15 protein-coding genes and 1 riboswitch are annotated in these 16,308 nt (G+C 65.1%); of the genes, 10 read left to right on the forward strand and 5 right to left on the reverse strand.

Annotation, left to right across the window (positions count from 1 at the left end; all coding sequences use genetic code 11):
- Window positions 1-4 precede the first annotated feature (4 nt).
- From PVE73_RS22805 to PVE73_RS22825, 5 genes are all read right to left on the reverse strand, one after another.
- Entirely contained in the window at window positions 5-1,021 is a 1,017-nt protein-coding gene (locus tag PVE73_RS22805; protein WP_277364443.1) for an ABC transporter ATP-binding protein, read from the reverse strand.
- Complete coding sequence (locus PVE73_RS22810) at window positions 1,018-2,235, reverse strand: amidohydrolase/deacetylase family metallohydrolase (RefSeq protein ID WP_277364444.1); 1,218 nt, start codon at window positions 2,233-2,235, stop codon at window positions 1,018-1,020. The genes PVE73_RS22805 and PVE73_RS22810 overlap by 4 nt, the downstream gene beginning before the upstream one ends.
- Window positions 2,235-3,098, reverse strand: coding sequence for an ABC transporter permease (locus PVE73_RS22815; protein ID WP_277364445.1), 864 nt, complete (start codon window positions 3,096-3,098; stop codon window positions 2,235-2,237). Before PVE73_RS22815 ends, PVE73_RS22810 begins: the two co-directional genes overlap by 1 nt.
- Window positions 3,098-4,039: an ABC transporter permease gene (locus PVE73_RS22820; protein ID WP_277364446.1), complete on the reverse strand. Its 942-nt coding sequence runs from the start codon at window positions 4,037-4,039 to the stop codon at window positions 3,098-3,100. Before PVE73_RS22820 ends, PVE73_RS22815 begins: the two co-directional genes overlap by 1 nt.
- Window positions 4,040-4,229: 190 nt before the next feature.
- A complete protein-coding gene (locus PVE73_RS22825; protein ID WP_277364447.1) occupies window positions 4,230-5,765 on the reverse strand; it encodes an ABC transporter substrate-binding protein in 1,536 nt (511 codons plus the stop codon).
- Between the two features lie 184 nt (window positions 5,766-5,949).
- A riboswitch (TPP riboswitch) is annotated at window positions 5,950-6,067 on the forward strand.
- Between the two features lie 108 nt (window positions 6,068-6,175).
- Here PVE73_RS22825 and thiC point away from each other — a divergent pair.
- From thiC to PVE73_RS22875, 10 genes are all read left to right on the forward strand, one after another.
- On the forward strand, window positions 6,176-8,002 hold the full coding sequence (gene thiC / locus PVE73_RS22830; RefSeq protein ID WP_277364448.1) for a phosphomethylpyrimidine synthase ThiC: 1,827 nt from the start codon (window positions 6,176-6,178) through the stop codon (window positions 8,000-8,002).
- Between the two features lie 274 nt (window positions 8,003-8,276).
- Entirely contained in the window at window positions 8,277-9,278 is a 1,002-nt protein-coding gene (thiO, locus tag PVE73_RS22835) for a glycine oxidase ThiO (RefSeq protein WP_277364449.1), read from the forward strand.
- Window positions 9,247-9,444 (forward strand): sulfur carrier protein ThiS, encoded by a 198-nt coding sequence (gene thiS, locus PVE73_RS22840; protein ID WP_277364450.1) that lies wholly within the window; start codon window positions 9,247-9,249, stop codon window positions 9,442-9,444. The genes thiO and thiS overlap by 32 nt, the downstream gene beginning before the upstream one ends.
- Window positions 9,445-9,446: 2 nt before the next feature.
- The gene (locus PVE73_RS22845) at window positions 9,447-10,223 is read left to right on the forward strand and encodes a thiazole synthase (protein ID WP_277364451.1); all 777 of its coding nucleotides are present in this window, start codon (window positions 9,447-9,449) and stop codon (window positions 10,221-10,223) included.
- Entirely contained in the window at window positions 10,220-10,837 is a 618-nt protein-coding gene (locus PVE73_RS22850) for a thiamine phosphate synthase (protein WP_277364452.1), read from the forward strand. Before PVE73_RS22845 ends, PVE73_RS22850 begins: the two co-directional genes overlap by 4 nt.
- A complete protein-coding gene (locus PVE73_RS22855) occupies window positions 10,834-11,583 on the forward strand; it encodes a hydroxymethylpyrimidine/phosphomethylpyrimidine kinase (RefSeq protein WP_277364453.1) in 750 nt (249 codons plus the stop codon). Before PVE73_RS22850 ends, PVE73_RS22855 begins: the two co-directional genes overlap by 4 nt.
- Before the next feature lie 132 nt (window positions 11,584-11,715).
- On the forward strand, window positions 11,716-12,513 hold the full coding sequence (locus PVE73_RS22860; RefSeq protein ID WP_277364454.1) for a YdcF family protein: 798 nt from the start codon (window positions 11,716-11,718) through the stop codon (window positions 12,511-12,513).
- Window positions 12,514-12,802: 289 nt separating this feature from the next.
- Window positions 12,803-13,888 (forward strand): ionic transporter y4hA, encoded by a 1,086-nt coding sequence (locus PVE73_RS22865; protein ID WP_277364455.1) that lies wholly within the window; start codon window positions 12,803-12,805, stop codon window positions 13,886-13,888.
- 180 nt (window positions 13,889-14,068) lie between these two features.
- Complete coding sequence (locus tag PVE73_RS22870; RefSeq protein ID WP_277364456.1) at window positions 14,069-15,283, forward strand: glycosyltransferase family 4 protein; 1,215 nt, start codon at window positions 14,069-14,071, stop codon at window positions 15,281-15,283.
- A gap of 8 nt (window positions 15,284-15,291) precedes the next feature.
- The gene (locus PVE73_RS22875) at window positions 15,292-16,299 is read left to right on the forward strand and encodes an NAD-dependent epimerase/dehydratase family protein (protein WP_277364457.1); all 1,008 of its coding nucleotides are present in this window, start codon (window positions 15,292-15,294) and stop codon (window positions 16,297-16,299) included.
- Window positions 16,300-16,308 lie beyond the last annotated feature (9 nt).

Consider the following 16,308-nt stretch of genomic DNA (forward strand, 5'->3'; position numbering starts at 1 on the left):
ACATTCATAACTCGGCCTCCCGCAGGCATCGGGAAAAGCGCCCCTCACCCGAAGGCACGAGCGGCGGCGCGGTCGTCTGGCACGCTTCGATGGCCATCTCGCAGCGCGGCGCGAAGGAGCAGCCTACCGGGAGATCCGTGATGGAGGGCACGGAGCCGGAGATGGAATAGAGCCGCTTGCGCTCGCCTGCGTCACCGAGGTCGCGCCGCGCGTCCGGCGTGCAGGCAAGGAGCGCCTTGGTGTAAGGGTGCTTGGGCCGATCGAAGAGCTCTTCCACCGGCGCCTGCTCGACCACCCGGCCGGCATACATCACCACTACCTCGTGGGCGATCTCTGCCACGACGCCGAGGTCGTGGGTGATGAAGAGGATGGACATGCGGAACTCCTCCTGCAGGCGGCGGAGGAGATCGAGGATCTGCGCCTGGATCGTCACGTCCAGTGCGGTGGTCGGCTCGTCCGCGATCAGCAGCGACGGGCCGCAGGCGAGCGCCAGCGCGATCATCACGCGCTGGCGCATGCCGCCCGACATCTGGTGCGGATAGTCGTCGAGCCGGTTCTCGGCATCGGGGATCTCGACGCGCTTCAGCATCTCCAGCGCCCGGCGGCGCTTCTCCTCCCGGCTCACATTCTCGTGTAGCGCGATCATCTCGCCGATCTGGTCACCCACCGTGTAGAGCGGGTTGAGGCTCGTCATCGGCTCCTGGAAGATCATGGCGAGCTCACTGCCGCGCAATGCGCGGAAGGTGCTGGCCTTGGCCTTCGCAAGGTCATGCACCCTGCCCTTGCGGTCGCGGAAGAGCATCTCCCCGCCCTCGATCCTGCCGGGCTTGGAAAGAAGGCCCATGAGCGAGAGAGAGGTGACCGACTTGCCCGACCCGCTCTCGCCGACCACGGCCAGCGTGCGGCCGCGCTTGAGCTCGAACGTCACCCCATCCACGGCCTTGGCGATTGAGCGCTTGCCGCGGAACCAGGTGCGCAGATCGCGCACCGAGAGGATGGTGTCGGGCGCAAGCTCCGTCATAGAGCCCATCCGCAGTGAGGGCAGTTATGGATCTTGCTTTCGGGCGACGGCATGTAGCGGCTGGCTGCTACCGCCTCCGCACCGAGAATGGCGTGGCGCGGCTCGAAGGTCTTGTCGAGCCTGCTCGTGGCTCCCTGCGAATCCTTGACTTCGATCCCGGTCTCCTCGAACTCGAAGATCGTGAATTCGGCAGGCTTGCCCACCTCCAGCAGGTTCTCGTGCGGAAGGCGAATCGCCTTGCGCGGATTGATGGTGGATGCGGTCACCACGTCCTCAAAGCCCATGCCGAGCGAAAGAAGCTTCGACATGGTGGTGGCCATGTCCCAGACGGCGCCATCCAGCGACCGGTTGTGCAGGTCCGTCGAGATCGTCTGCGGCAGGAGTCCGCGGGAAAGCGCGGCGCGGGCCACGTCGAAGGAGAAGGAAGCGCCGCCATGGCCGACATCGAGGATGACGCCGCGCTTGGATGCTGCTTCCACGAGCAGATAAAGGTCCTCGTCCTCCAGGATCGAGCCGCCCAGCTTGCCGTTGAAGCAGTGCGTGACGATATCGCCCGGCCCAAGCAGTTCCACGATGTCATCGTAGAGCGGCGGCGGCTCGCCCACATGCACCATGACCGGCAGGTCGAGCACGCGGCCCAGCTTCTTGGCGAGCTTGACTGGCACCAGGTCCCAGCCGCCCGTGATCACAGCGCTCGCCCGGATTTTGAGCCCCACGATCGCGTCCCGGTTCGCGTCGACGCAGGCCTTGATGCGGTCGATGTCGATCGAGCGCATATCGATCAGCTCGGAGACGCGGTTGCAGGCGACGAGCCCGATGGAGCCGATGTTCAAGAACGCGTAGACGTTCTCCTGTGCCGGGTCGACCATGAGCTCGCGCAGGCCATGAAAATTGGCTTCGCCCGCCGAACCCGCGTCCACCACCGTGGTCACGCCGCGCGCCGCCCCCGCTTCGCCGGGCCTGATCGAGATATCCGTTCCCCCATACCAGACATGGGCGTGGAGGTCGGTCCATCCGGCGGAGAGGAAGGCACTCTTCGCATCCACCACGCGCACATCGCCGCCCGCCTCGATGAACGCGGCGATCTCGCCGATCCGCCCGTCCGGTTTCACGAGGATGTCGAGGCTCTCGCCGTCGGCCTTGCCGAGCGCCACGGGCTTTGCGTTGCGGATGAGGAGTGGTGAAGAGGCAGGCTTGAAGCTATTGCCGATCATCAGAGGCCTTTCGCAAGTCTTGGATCGAGGAGGTCACGCAGCCCGTCGCCGAGAAGCTGCAGAGCAAGCACCGTCACGACGATGGCCAGGCCGGGGAACAACATGATCCATTCGGCGGAGCTGACGAATTGCCGGCCGGTGGCGATCATTGTGCCCCAGGTGGGGATATCCGGCGATATGCCGACCCCAAGGAAGGAAAGCCCGGCCTCGGCCAGGATCGCCTGGGCGAAGATGAAGGTGGCCTGGACCAGAAGCGGCGAGGTAACATTACGCAGCACATGACGCACGAGGATGACGGGTGTGGGCACGCCAAGGGCCCGGGCTGCCTCAACATAGGGCAGCTCTCGGATGACGAGCGTCGAGGCGCGCACCACGCGTGCGAGCCGCGGCGCATAGACGATGCCGAGCGCCAGCACCACATTGAAGGCGGAAGCCCCGAGCGCGGCCACCAGCGCGATGGCGAGCAGGATGTCCGGGAAGGCCATCATCGCGTCGATCAGCCGCGAGACCGGTGCATCGGCGCGCCGGAAGAAGCCGGCGACGAGGCCAAGGCAGATGCCGATGAGAGACGCGACGACGACGACCGAGAGCCCGACGGTCAGCGATGTGCGGCCGGCATAGAGAACGCGGGTGAAGATGTCGCGGCCCAGATCGTCCGTGCCCATCAGATAGGCATCGCCCGGCGGCTTCAGCCGGTTCACGATGGAAAGCTGGCTGGGAGAGACGTCGGTGAGCAACGGCGCGCAGACCGCCGCGACGGCGACGAGCGCGATGACGACCAGCCCGGCAAGGGCGGTCGGACGGCCCACCAGCCTCACGAGTAGGTTCGGCTCACGGCCGGTGTGAAGAACCGCGCCCGCCATCAGTAGCGCACCCGCGGATCGACGAGAACATAGAGCATGTCGATCAGGAAATTGATGAGCACGTAGAGCCCGGCGACGATGAGTAGTGCGCCCTGGATCACGGGATAGTCGCGCCTGAGCACCGCCGAGACGATGAGGTTGCCTACGCCCGGAAGGCTGAAGACCGTCTCCGTCACGATCGCGCCGGAGATCAGCAGCGCGGCCGTCAGACCGATCACCGTCAGGATCGGGATCAGCGCGTTCTTGAGCGCATGTTTCACGACCACGCGCCACTCGCTCATGCCCTTCGAGCGGGCCGTGCGCACATAATCGTCGTTGAGCACGTCGAGCATGGAGGCGCGGGTGAAGCGCATGATGAGGGCGGAGCTGACGATGCCGAGGGTGGCGGCGGGCAGGACCAGATGGTGCAGGCGTTCCGGCAACGTGGTGTCCGGCCCGCCATAGCCGGAAGTCGGGAACCAGCCGAGCTTGACGGCGAAAAACTGGATGAAGAGCAGCGCCAGCCAGAAGCTCGGCACGCTCGCCGCGAGCATGGCGAGCGTCGTCATCGACTGGTCGAACACCGATCCCCGCCAATAGGCCGAGGCCACGCCGACGGGAAGCGCGATGAGGACGGCGATGGCCAGCGAGAAGATGGTGAGAAAGAAGGTGGGCTCCGCCCGCTCCCACAAGGCCTGGGTGACGGGACGCCCGAGAAAGATGGACTGCCCCAGATCGCCGCGCAGGATGCCGCCTACATAAGCGACGAATTGCTCGGGAATGGAGCCGTCGAGGCCCAGCCGCTCTCGAAGAGCGGCCACGTCCTCGGCAGTCGCCTCAGGACCGAGCATGACAGCCGCCGGATCGCCGGGCGTTACCCGGACGATGACGAAGACAATGGTCACGACGAGGGCCATGACCGTGAGCATGCCGACGATGCGATTGACCGCTGCGCGGATCATGGAGCTGCTTTCGATGATGGTCCCACGAGGCGATGGAACCTTGAGGATGACTTTGATCCTCGCCTGTTGGAGAGGACGGTGCCTATCGCACCCCCCTCTGCCCGGCCGGGCAGAGGGGGGTGTGACGAACGCCAATCTTTCCAAGCTTGCATTGATCTTACCCAGCCGTAGCACCGACGGTGCACTTCCCCTACTCGCCCTTCTCCAGCCAGGCGTTCCAGAAATAGGGCCAGGGCGCCGGCTTCATACCCTCCAGCTCGGGCGACTGGGCGGCGACCGCGTTGAAGTTGCCGACCTTGTAGGCGGGCACCTCCTCGTAGATCACACGCTGGACGTCGGCGAAGAGCTCGGCGCGCTTCTGCGGGTCGCTCTCGGAGTTGAAGGCGTCGAGGGCGGCGTGCTTGGCGTCCGAGACCCACCAGCCGGGCGAAGAGTCGGACATGATGCCCGTCAGCGACGGCTCGGGCAGGAAAGGCGAATGGGTGATGTAGATGTCCCACAGCGCGGGGTCCGTACGGCGCTGGGTGAGCGTGGCCCATTCGACCACGTCGAGCTGCACGTCGAAGCCCGCCGCCTTCAGATATTCGGCGGCGACCTGCGCCATGGTGTAGTGGAACTCGTACTGGCGCGAGGTGAGGATGCGCAGCGGCTTGCCGTCGTAGCCCGCCTCCTTCAGGAGCGCCTGCGCAGCCTCCAGGTCGCCGTTGGGCTTGTAGGACTCGGTTCCGGCTTCCGTGTGCCAGATATAGCTTTCGGGATACATGGCTGGCTCGGCCGCGAAGAACTTGTCGGAACCGAAGGCCGCGAGCAGCATGTCGTGCGGGGCAAGCGCGGCCTGGATCGCCTTGCGGATCTTGATGTCGGAATTCAGCCCTTCCTTCGTGTTCATCACGAAGACTGGCCAGCCGAAGGGCGCCAGCATCACGACTTCCGACTTGCCCCCCGAAACGCGGTCATAGGCCTCGACGGGGATGGAATCGACGTAGTGGAACTGGCCGGCCACCGCGCCTTCGACGCGCGTGTTGGGATCGGGAACCGGCATGAAGCGGATCTCGTCGGCATATTGCCGGCGTCCGCCGCCGTAGCCGTTCGGCTCCTCGTCGCGGCTCTGGTAATCATCGAAACGGACGAGCTGGATGTACTGATCCGGCTGGCGTTCCTGCAGCTTGTAGGGGCCGGTACCGATGATCTCCGACAACTCCGCCTCGCCGGCCAGCTCGGCCGGAATGACGATCGCGGCGGAATTGTTGAGGGACAACAGGGACAGAAGCGGCGCGAAGGGCTTGTTGAGCGTGATGCGGACCGTGGACTCATCCACCGCCTCGATCGTCTCGATCACCTCGTCGGCCTGCTTGCCGCGCGTGGCGATCCGCATCCAGCGCTCCAGCGAAGCCACCACATCCTCGGAATCCATAGCCGAGCCGTCATGGAAGGTCAGGCCTTCACGCAACGGGATCGTATAGGTTTTCCCGTCGTCGCTGATCTCCGGCAAGGACGCCGCGAGAAGGGGCGTGACGGCCCAGTTGGCGTCGAAGGTGTAGAGCGTCTCGAAGACATGCTGGGTGACGATACCGACGAGGTCGGCCGTCGAGGTCATCGGATCGAGCGTCGGCGGCTCGCCTATGGTGGCGACGTTGATGACTCCACCCTTTTCCTGGGCGAGACCCGCCCCGGAGAAGCCGAGAAACGCAGTACCGACGAGAAGAGCTATTGTGAGCGAGCGCATGAATTCCCCTCTCCCTTGTTACATAGTTATGTAATTGCAATCGCTATAATAGAACATCCGATACCGCACGGATTGTCAAGAGGGCGCACCGACGGGCGCGCAAGGATTCAAGACCTATGGCCCGGCCGGTATTCCTCAGTGCCGGACACCGCTTGACAAACAGGGCGAACGCGCCTCAAGATTGCATTATCACCAGGGGGGCCCGGACAACGGGCTGAGATATCGCTGGCCTCAGGCAGCGCGGTGACCCTTTGAACCTGATCCAGTTCATACTGGCGTAGGGATGGTGCGACGGCTTTCCGGGATCGACCGGTCCGCGCTTCGAAGGGAAATATCCTTCACATTCGGAAAGCCTTATCCCCTCCTTCGGCACGAACTGGGTCTCCAACGCGAACGCAGAGAGACTCGCCATGGATGCCCGGAACAACCCTAAACCCGAGATCACCACGGGTCCCCTCCCCGCTTCCCGCAAGATCCACAAGCCCGGCACGCTTCATCCGGAGATCCGCGTGCCCCTGCGCGAGATCGCCGTGCATCCCACCGCGGGCGAGCCGCCGGTGACGGTCTATGACTCCTCAGGACCCTACACGGACACGAGCGTCACCATCGATATCGAGAAAGGCTTGCCGCGCCTGCGCGAAACCTGGATCGAAGCGCGCGGAGACGTCGAGCGCTATGACGGCCGCATCGTCAAGCCGGAGGACAACGGCTTTGTCTCCGGGGACCGGCTGACGCCGGAGTTTCCCATACGCAACCGGCCGCTCAAGGCGAGGGACGGCAAGGCGGTAACGCAGCTTGCCTATGCGCGGGCGGGCATCGTGACGCCGGAGATGGAGTTCATCGCCATCCGCGAGAATCTCGGGCGCGAGAGGCTGAAGGAGAAACTCGAATGCGACGGCGAGAGCTTCGGCGCGGCGGTGCCCGATTACGTGACGCCGGAATTCGTGCGCGAGGAAGTGGCGCGCGGGCGCGCCATCATCCCGGCCAACATCAACCACCCCGAAACCGAACCGATGATCATCGGCCGCAACTTCCTCACCAAGATCAACGCCAATATCGGCAATTCGGCCGTCACCTCCTCCATGGCCGAGGAGGTGGAGAAGCTCGTCTGGGCGACGCGCTGGGGCGCGGACACGGTAATGGACCTTTCCACCGGCCGCAACATCCACAACATCCGCGAATGGATCGTCCGCAATTCGCCCGTACCGATCGGTACGGTGCCGATCTACCAGGCGCTGGAGAAGGTGGGCGGCATCGCCGAGGATTTGACCTGGGAGGTGTTCCGCGACACGCTCATCGAGCAGGCCGAACAGGGCGTGGACTATTTCACCATCCATGCCGGCGTCCGGCTGCACTATGTGCCGCTGACGGTGAATCGCGTGACGGGCATCGTCTCGCGCGGTGGCTCCATCATGGCCAAGTGGTGCCTCGCGCATCACAGGGAGAGCTTCCTCTACGAGCATTTCGAGGAGATCTGCGACATCTGTCGCGCCTATGACGTCTCCTTCTCGCTGGGCGACGGCCTGCGCCCCGGCTCGATCGCCGATGCCAACGATGCGGCGCAGTTCGCCGAGCTGGAGACGCTGGGCGAGCTGACCAAGATCGCCTGGGCAAAGGATTGCCAGGTGATGATCGAGGGGCCGGGCCATGTTCCCATGCACAAGATCAAGGAGAACATGGACAAGCAGCTCGAGATCTGCGGCGAGGCGCCGTTCTACACGCTCGGACCGCTCACGACCGACATCGCACCCGGCTACGATCACATCACTTCGGCCATCGGCGCTGCCATGATCGGCTGGTTCGGCACGGCCATGCTCTGCTATGTGACGCCCAAGGAGCATCTGGGCCTGCCCGACCGCGACGACGTGAAGACCGGTGTCATCACCTACAAGATCGCCGCGCATGCCGCCGACCTCGCCAAGGGCCATCCGGCGGCGAAGGTGCGCGACGACGCGCTGTCGCGGGCGCGTTTCGAGTTCCGCTGGGAGGACCAGTTCAACCTGTCGCTCGACCCCGAGACGGCGCGCGCGCTCCACGACGAGACCCTGCCCAAGGAGGCGCACAAGGTGGCGCATTTCTGCTCGATGTGCGGGCCGAAATTCTGCTCCATGCGGATCTCGCACGACATCCGCGCCGAGGCGCAGAAGGAGGGCATGGAGGCGATGGCGGAGAAGTACCGCGAGGGCGGCAATCTCTATGTGCCGGTGGAGGAGACGGCAGGGACGCGGGGCGCTTGAGCGGAGGGTGGGTTTCTATGCTTGGGAAAGCCGTCGCTTTGATAGCCCCCTCTGCCCTGCCGGGCATCTCCCCCTCAAGGGGGGAGATCGCGCCGGCCGTTTGGGCTGGACCTCTTTCTGCAACGCCTCCGTTTAGCGAAAAGCGCGATGACAGCCAATCTCCCCCCTCGAGGGGGAGATGCCCGGAAGGGCAGAGGGGGGCGCGACGGGGCGCCAGCCTCTCCAGCCAGCTTGACCCAACCGTGTCCGCGCTTGTTATCCCTAGGAGCCGCTGATGCGTATCCTCGTCAAAGGCGCGGGCGTGGCGGGGCTGACGGTGGCGCATGAACTCGTGACGCGCGGTGCCGAGATCACGGTCATCGAGAAGAGCCCGTCCGTCGGCGGGGGCGCTTCCTGGCTCGCCGGCGGGATGCTCGCGCCTTTTTGCGAGCGGGAAAGCGCCGAGCCGGATGTGGTCCGGCTTGGAAAGGACGCCGCGCGGTGGTGGGAAGCGGTACTGCCCGGTACCGTAAGCTTCAATGGCACGCTCGTCGTGGCGCCGCGTCGCGATGCGGCGGAACTCCGCCGCTTTGCTGCCCGCACCGAGGGGTATGCGCATCTTGGTGCGGAAGAGATTGCGGCCCTGGAGCCCGATCTTGCGGAGCGGTTCCGCACGGGGCTCTTCTTTGCCGCGGAGGCGCATCTCCACCCGCGCGAGGCATTGACCCTGCTTCAGGCCAAGCTGGAGGGAAGGGGCGTGCGCTTCCTGTTCGGCCGGACCGAGGCTCCGCAGGGGGAGCGCTTCGACCGTGTGGTCGATTGCACCGGCTTCGCCGCGGCATCCACCCTCCCCGGCCTGCGCGGCGTGCGCGGTGAGATGCTCACTCTCGAAACCCAGGATGTGACACTGTACCGACCGGTACGGCTCATCCATCCACGCTTTCCCGTTTATATCGTGCCGCGCGGCGGCGGCCGCTTCATGGTGGGCGCGACCATGATCGAGAGCGCGGATGACGGGCGGGTCACCGCACGTTCCATGATGGAACTGCTCAACGCCGCCTATGCGCTGCACCCCGCCTTTGGCGAGGCGCGCATCCTGGAGGCGGCGGCCGGTGTGCGGCCCGCCTTCGAAAACAACCTGCCGCGGATCGAGCGGCTGGGCGGCACGCTTTTCGTGAACGGCTTCCACCGCCACGGTTTTCTCCTGGCGCCGGCGCTGGCGTGGCAGGCCGCGGAAATGATCATCTCCAACGAGGCTCCTGACAATGAAGCTCATCGTGAACGGGCAAGCGCTTGAGACCCAGGCAAAGACCCTCTCCGACCTCGCCGCGGAGCTGGGCTATGCCGGCAACTGGTTCGCCACCGCCGTGAACTCCGAATTCGTGCCCGGCACCGAGCGCAGGGAGACGCGGCTTTCGGACGGCGACCGGGTGGAAATCCTGACGCCACGGCAGGGAGGATGACCATGGCCCTCACCGTCTATGGAACCGCGCTCCCTTCGCGTCTGCTGCTGGGTACCGCGCAGTACCCCTCGCCCGCTCTTCTCGCGGACGCCGCGAAGGCGTCCGGTGCAGCGGTCGTCACCGTGTCGCTGCGCCGGGAGGGGGCGCAGGGGGAATCGGGCGGGCAATTCTGGTCGCTCGTCCGGGAGCTTGGCGTGCGCGTGCTGCCCAACACGGCGGGATGCCACACCGTGAAGGAGGCCGTGACCACGGCCAAGATGGCGCGCGAGGTGTTTGGGACGAACTGGATCAAGCTCGAGGTGATCGGCCATCACGACACGCTGCAGCCGGACGTGTTCGGCCTTGTCGAGGCCGCCCGCGTGCTTACGGAGGACGGCTTTTCGGTATTTCCCTACACGACGGAGGATCTCGTCGTGGGCGAGCGGCTGATCGAGGCGGGATGCGAGGTGCTGATGCCCTGGTGCGCGCCCATCGGTTCGGCCAAAGGGCCGGTCAATCCCGATGCGCTGCGCGCCTATCGCGCCCATTTCCCGGAGACACCGCTCATCGTGGATGCGGGGCTCGGTCGGCCCTCGCATGCCGCAGCCGTAATGGAGCTGGGCTATGACGGCGTGCTTCTCAACACCGCCGTCGCCAAGGCGGGCGACCCGGCGGTGATGGCCGCTGCCTTCGCGCAGGCGGTAAGGGCGGGCCATGCAGCTTTCATTGCAGGTCCGCTCGAGCCGCGCGACATGGCGGTGCCTTCCACGCCGGTCATCGGCAAGGCTGTGTTTTCATGAAGCTCGATCCCTTCTATCTGATCGTCGATTCCGCCGGCTGGATCGAACGTCTCGTGCCGCTCGGGGTGAAGCTCGTGCAGCTTCGCATCAAGGACATGGACGAGGCGGGGCTCCGTGCGGATATCGGCCGGGCACGGGATATCTGTGCACGGCAGGGGTGCCAGCTCATCGTCAACGACTATTGGCGGCTCGCCATCGAGGAGGGCTGCGACTTCGTCCATCTCGGCCAGGAGGATTTGGCGGCTGCCGATCTTGGCGCGATCAAGAGGGCCGGGCTGAAACTGGGGATCAGCACGCATGACGATGCCGAGCTTGCGACCGCGCTTGCCGCCGAGCCCGATTACATCGCCCTGGGACCGATCTACCCGACCATCCTCAAGAAGATGAAATGGGCGCCGCAGGGGCTGGAGCGAATCGCCGACTGGAAGGCGCGGGCGGCACCGCTGCCGCTCGTCGCCATCGGCGGCCTGACGCCGGAGCGCATCCCCGGCGTGTTCGAGCGGGGCGCGGACTCGGCCGCGGTCGTTACCGACGTGCTGCGAAATCCCGACCCGGAAGCGCGCACGCGGGAGTGGATAAGCGCCACCGCTCCCTGGCGGACAGGCGGGACATGACCATGCGGCCGCGGGTGCTGGTGGTCGCCGGCACCGACTCCTCCGGGGGAGCGGGGCTCTCCCGCGACGTGGAGGCGCTTTCCGCGTTCGGCGTTCGCGCCTCGGTGGCCGTCACCGCCGTCACCGCCCAGACGCACGATCGTGTCGCGGCGGTGGAGCCCATTTCCTCTGCGCTGGTGGCCGCGCAGATGACCGCGGCCTTGGAAGCGGAGCCGACCGGCGCGGTCAAGATCGGCATGCTGGCCACGAAAGGCACGGTGGAGGCGGTCGCGTCCGTCCTTCGCGAGCACGCGCATATCCCCGTCGTGCTCGACCCGGTACTCGTCTCCTCTTCCGGCGGCATCCTTTTGGAAAAGGAGGCGATCGCGGTGCTGAAACGCGGCCTCCTACCGCTTTGCCGGCTCGCCACGCCGAACTGGCCCGAACTTGCCGTGCTGGCGAATGCAAGGCCGGCAGAAGACGAGGAAGCGGCTCTCCGCCAAGGCGAAGCCCTCCTTGAAACCGGCTGTCAAGCGCTGCTCGTCAAGGGCGGCCATGCGCCGGAACGGGAGAAATCCACGGACATCCTGCTTCGGCGCGGAGAGGCTCCCCTGCGCTTCGACGCCCCCCGGGCAAACACCACGCTGCGCGGTTCGGGTTGCCTGCTCGCAAGCGGCATCACCGGCGGGCTCGCCAAGGGCATGACACTGGAGGAAGGCATCGCCCTCGCGAAAGAGCAGGTGTCGCGAATGTTCGCGGCCCGATAGGCGGGCATACGTCTGATTTCAGGCAAAATGCCCGAATGGAGGACAATCCCTCGTCTTGGCGCTGAGATAAAAGGACGGTGTTATGCAGGATCTGCTGAGGCAACGCACCGGCCCGTATCGGGGAGTCGCCCCATGTTCTTTGTTCTTTCGAAGCTTTTCGCCGCGTTCACGGCGCCATCCAATCTCATAGGGCTGCTGGCTCTGATCGGGCTCCTGCTGTTCGTTCTCCGGCGACGGAAGGCGGCGGGGCTTTTCCTGGCGGCTGCGGCCGTGCTGCTTTTGGCGGTAGGTTGGCTGCCCATTGGAAGCGCAGCCCTCATCGCGCTGGAGGAGCGGTTCCCGCCCACACGCCCCCCCCGCGACGTGACGGGTCTCGTCGTGCTCGGCGGGGAGATCGACACCGACATCTCGACCGACCGCCGGACCATCGCGCTGACCGATGCCGGCGAGCGGCTCACGAAGGCGGCGGAGATCAGCCGGGCCCACCCGGACGCCAGGATCGTCCTTTCGGGCGGGATAGCCGACCTGGTTCCCGCGCATGAGGCGACCGAGGCCCGCCTCGCACGCGATCTGCTCGTCGATATCGGCATCCCGGAGCAGCGTATCGACCTTGAGGAGCGCTCGCGCAACACCTGCGAAAACGCCGTGCAGAGCAAGGCCGTGGCAAACCCGCAACCGGGAGACTCGTGGCTGCTCATCACTTCGGCCTTCCACATGCCAAGGGCGGTCGCCTGCTTCCGCGCCGCAGGCTTTCCGATCACGCCATATCCGGTGGACTACCTGACCCGGCCGTCCGACGTGCAGCGCCCGGCACCCTCCATCGCCGTCGGGCTCTACCTCGCCGATCTCGCCGCTCACGAGTGGATCGGCCTTGCGGCATACCATCTTGCAAAGGGAACGGAGCTTTTCCCTTCTCCCACGAGCCCCTGAGTTCGACTGCCGGACAGCAGCGCTGCACATTCCGCACTCGACCGGCGGCAATGTTGATCAAGCGCGAATTTGCGATAAAGTACAGTGATATAGATGGCTTCTAGGCAATATGCGGTCGCTTTCGGCTGGAGATCGTTCCAGGTTTCGCCGAAGACCGGGAGAGGTGAAATGCGCTTCTACACTCGCTGCACGGCAGGCCGTGCATGCATCGCGAGGAAGATCGCCGCTGTGCTGCGTCATTCAAGCCATCAGACCGATATGCCGATTGCGCGGGCGAGAGAGCCGTAGCGTGCAGAACAACGGATCGGCACTGCATTCCGTATGGACGTGGGCCTTTCCGCTCGCCGCAGCCGTACTGCTTATCGCCCAGCATCTCCACGTAGCCGGCGGACCGGCGGCCGCGGTGCTCAGCACCGCGGTCCTGGTCGGCTCCGTCTTCGCGGCGGTGCATCATGCGGAAGTGGTCGCCGCGCGCATCGGCGAACCGTTCGGTTCGGTCGTCCTGGCGGTGGCAGTGACGGTGATCGAAGTGTCTCTCATCATCTCCCTCATGCTGTCTTCGCCCGAAACCGCCTCGGAGATCGCGCGCGACACGGTCTTCGCGGCTTTCATGATCGTTCTGAACGGGGTTGTCGGGCTGTGCCTGCTCTTCGGAGGGATCCGCTATTACGAGCAGGACTTCCATACCCATGCCTCAAGTGGAGCCCTGGGCGTCCTCGGCACGCTCGCAACCCTTGTGCTCATCCTGCCCAACTACACGCTGGCAGAGCCGGGTCCGGTCTTCGCCCCCGCCCAGCTGGCGTTCGTCGCAAGCGTCTCCGTGGCGCTCTACGGGCTGTACCTGTTCGTCCAGACGGTGCGTCACCGCGCCTATTTCCTGGATATCTCGCAGGACGAGATCAAAACCGCAAGGCCGCCTGCCCGGCAGGTCGCCATCAGTTCGGTGCTGCTCGTCATCGCGCTGGCCGCGGTCATACTGCTCGCGGAGGAAATGTCGCCCATGATCCAGGCCGGAGTGACGCATCTCGGCCTGCCGTCCGCCTTTGTCGGCGTGATCATAGCGGCGGTCGTGCTCATGCCGGAGGGGCTTGCAGCGTTCCGTGCTTCACGGATGAACCGGCTGCAGACCAGCCTGAACCTCGCGCTCGGCTCGGCGCTGGCCAGCATCGGGCTGACGATCCCAACCGTCGCGATCACATCGCTGCTGATCGGCATGCCTCTGACACTGGGGCTTGAAGACGAGGAGATGGTGCTGCTCATCCTCACGCTCTTCGCCAGCACCCTCACCCTGGCCACCGGGCGCACCACGGTGCTGCAGGGGGGCGTTCATATGGTCATTTTCGGCGTGTTCCTGGTGATCGCAGCGATACCTTAGGAACTCCGGTCGCGCGCCTGAAGTGAGTACTTGACAGGGTGAAGCGGAACGCCCGCGCACCTCCACCACCATAATCCAAAATGACAGGTTGAGCTCGCGCTGCCGCGGCGCATTTAATCGGCAAAGCGATCGGCTGCGTGCCGGCTTGTGCGTGCGCGATCGCCATGCGGGGGGAATCCATTGCGCCTTTTGGTCATCAATGACGTATCGACGGTATGGGGTGGCGCCACAAAAGTGGCGATGCGCTGCATCGAAGCAGCGACTTCAGCAGGCATGGAGTGTACGGCGCTCGTCGGCGACGACGGAGCCGGCATTCGAGCGCGGTTCCCGCAGGTGCAGGTGGAGGCCCTGGGCGAAAAGCCGCTGCGGGAGGGCGCGCATCCGGGAGACGTGTTCAGCAGGAACTTCAACGGGCGCGCCTACAGGGCGCTGGGGAGGCTCCTTTCCGGCGGGTCGCAGGACATGATCGTCCATGTCCACGGCTGGTCGCAGATCCTCTCGCCTTCGATCTTCCACGCCCTCGCCAGGCACCGGGCCAATGTCGTGCTGACGACGCACGACTTCTTCCTGACCTGCCCGAATGGCGGCTATGTCAATTACCAGAGGGGCGATATCTGCCATGTGAAGCCCCTTTCCATGTCGTGCCTCGCCAGCAATTGCGACAAGCGAAACTATCTCCACAAGCTGTGGCGCTTCGCCCGGTCCCTTACCCAGCAAGGCGCCGGCGAGGCTTTCTGGAGCCGCATCGGCGTCATTCTCGCGCATGAGGCCATGGAGCCCTATCTGCGAGCGGGGCCCTTCCGCAATTTCCTGACGCTCAGGACCCCCGCCGAACCCCTGTCACGCAATGGCCGGGTGAGAGCCTGGGACAACGACCGGATCCTCTATCTCGGACGGATGACCTGGGAAAAGGGCGTGCGCACGCTGGCCGAGGCCCTGAACGCCACCGGCAGCCCGGCCACGCTCATCGGCCAGGGCCCGCTGCTTCGGGAAATCCGCCAGGCGCTCCCCCATTGCTGGGTGGCAGGCTGGCTGGAAGACGACGAGGTGGCCAGGATCGCCTCCGAAACGCGCTATGTCATCATGCCGTCCCGAATGCCGGAGCCCTACGGCCTCGTGGCCGCGGAAGCCCTGATGTGCGGGATTCCCGTCATCGTCAGCAGCAATGCTCTTATCGCGGAAGAGATCGCGCGCAACGGTGCCGGACTGGTTTTCGAGAGCGGGAACGCACAATCATTGGCTGAAAAGATCGCTCTCATGCGCAGCGACGACCTCGTGCGGCACTTAAGCGATGGCGCCTTCGCCTATGCCAGGAAGATCGCTCCGACCTGGAGCGAGTGGTCTGGAAGGATCGTCGATATCTACACGGGCAAAACCCGTTTCATAAGCCAGTAGGGGCGGACATGGCGCGTGCATTGGTGACCGGGGGTGCAGGCTTCGTGGGGCGCCATCTCTGCGCCAAGCTGCTGGCGGAAGGTCTCGACGTGGTCTGCGTCGACCCGCTGGTCGCCGACACCGGCGCCCGGCATCCGGACCTCTGGCTCCTTCCATCACGGGGCGCCTTCTCCTTCGTGGAGCAGGATTGCAGGCAGTTCTTCGACGGCTCGGACGCGTGCTTCGACTACGTGTTCCACCTGGCCGCCATCGTCGGCGGGCGCATCAATCTGGAGAGCCACGCCCTCTGTGTGGCCGAGGACCTGGCGATCGATTCCGGCATGTGGCGGTGGGCCGCCCGGACGAGGCCCGGCCGCATCGTCTATTTCAGTTCCAGCGCCGCCTACCCTATCTGCCTGCAGAGCGCAGGCAACCGGCGCAGGCTCACCGAAGACATGATCGACTTCTCCAAGCCGCTGGGCACCCCGGATTTGAGCTATGGCTGGTCCAAGCTCACCGGCGAATATCTCATGAAGCTCTATGTGGAGAGATATGGCGGGGAGGCCGTCGCCTACCGCCCCTTCAGCGGCTATGGCGAAGACCAGGACCTTTCATATCCCTTTCCCGCGATCTGCAAGCGGCTCCTGGACGACAAGGGCGCGGAGGAGGTTTTCGTGTGGGGAAGCGGCCATCAGTGCCGGGACTTCATCCATATCGAAGACTGCGTCGGGTTCATCTGGAAGACATTTCGAACCCTCCCCACCGGCAGCAGCCTCAATCTTTCGACGGGTATCGCCACATCCTTCATCGCCTTTGCCCAACTCGTGGGTGAAGAGATCGGCTGGCATCCGAAAATCTCCGGCATGACCGACAAACCGGAAGGCGCCTTTTTCCGCTGCGGGGACACGGCGCTGCAATCCTCACTCGGCCTCGCTCACACCATCCCTCTGCGTGAAGGCGTGAGGCGCATGCTGGACTGCCTGCAACTCTCAAGCAGTCGGGAGACAAAGGCAGAGATGGCCGCACTCTATCTCTAAGCGCGGCCC

It is taken from the genome of Chelativorans sp. AA-79, assembly GCF_029457495.1.
Lineage (GTDB): Bacteria > Pseudomonadota > Alphaproteobacteria > Rhizobiales > Rhizobiaceae > Chelativorans.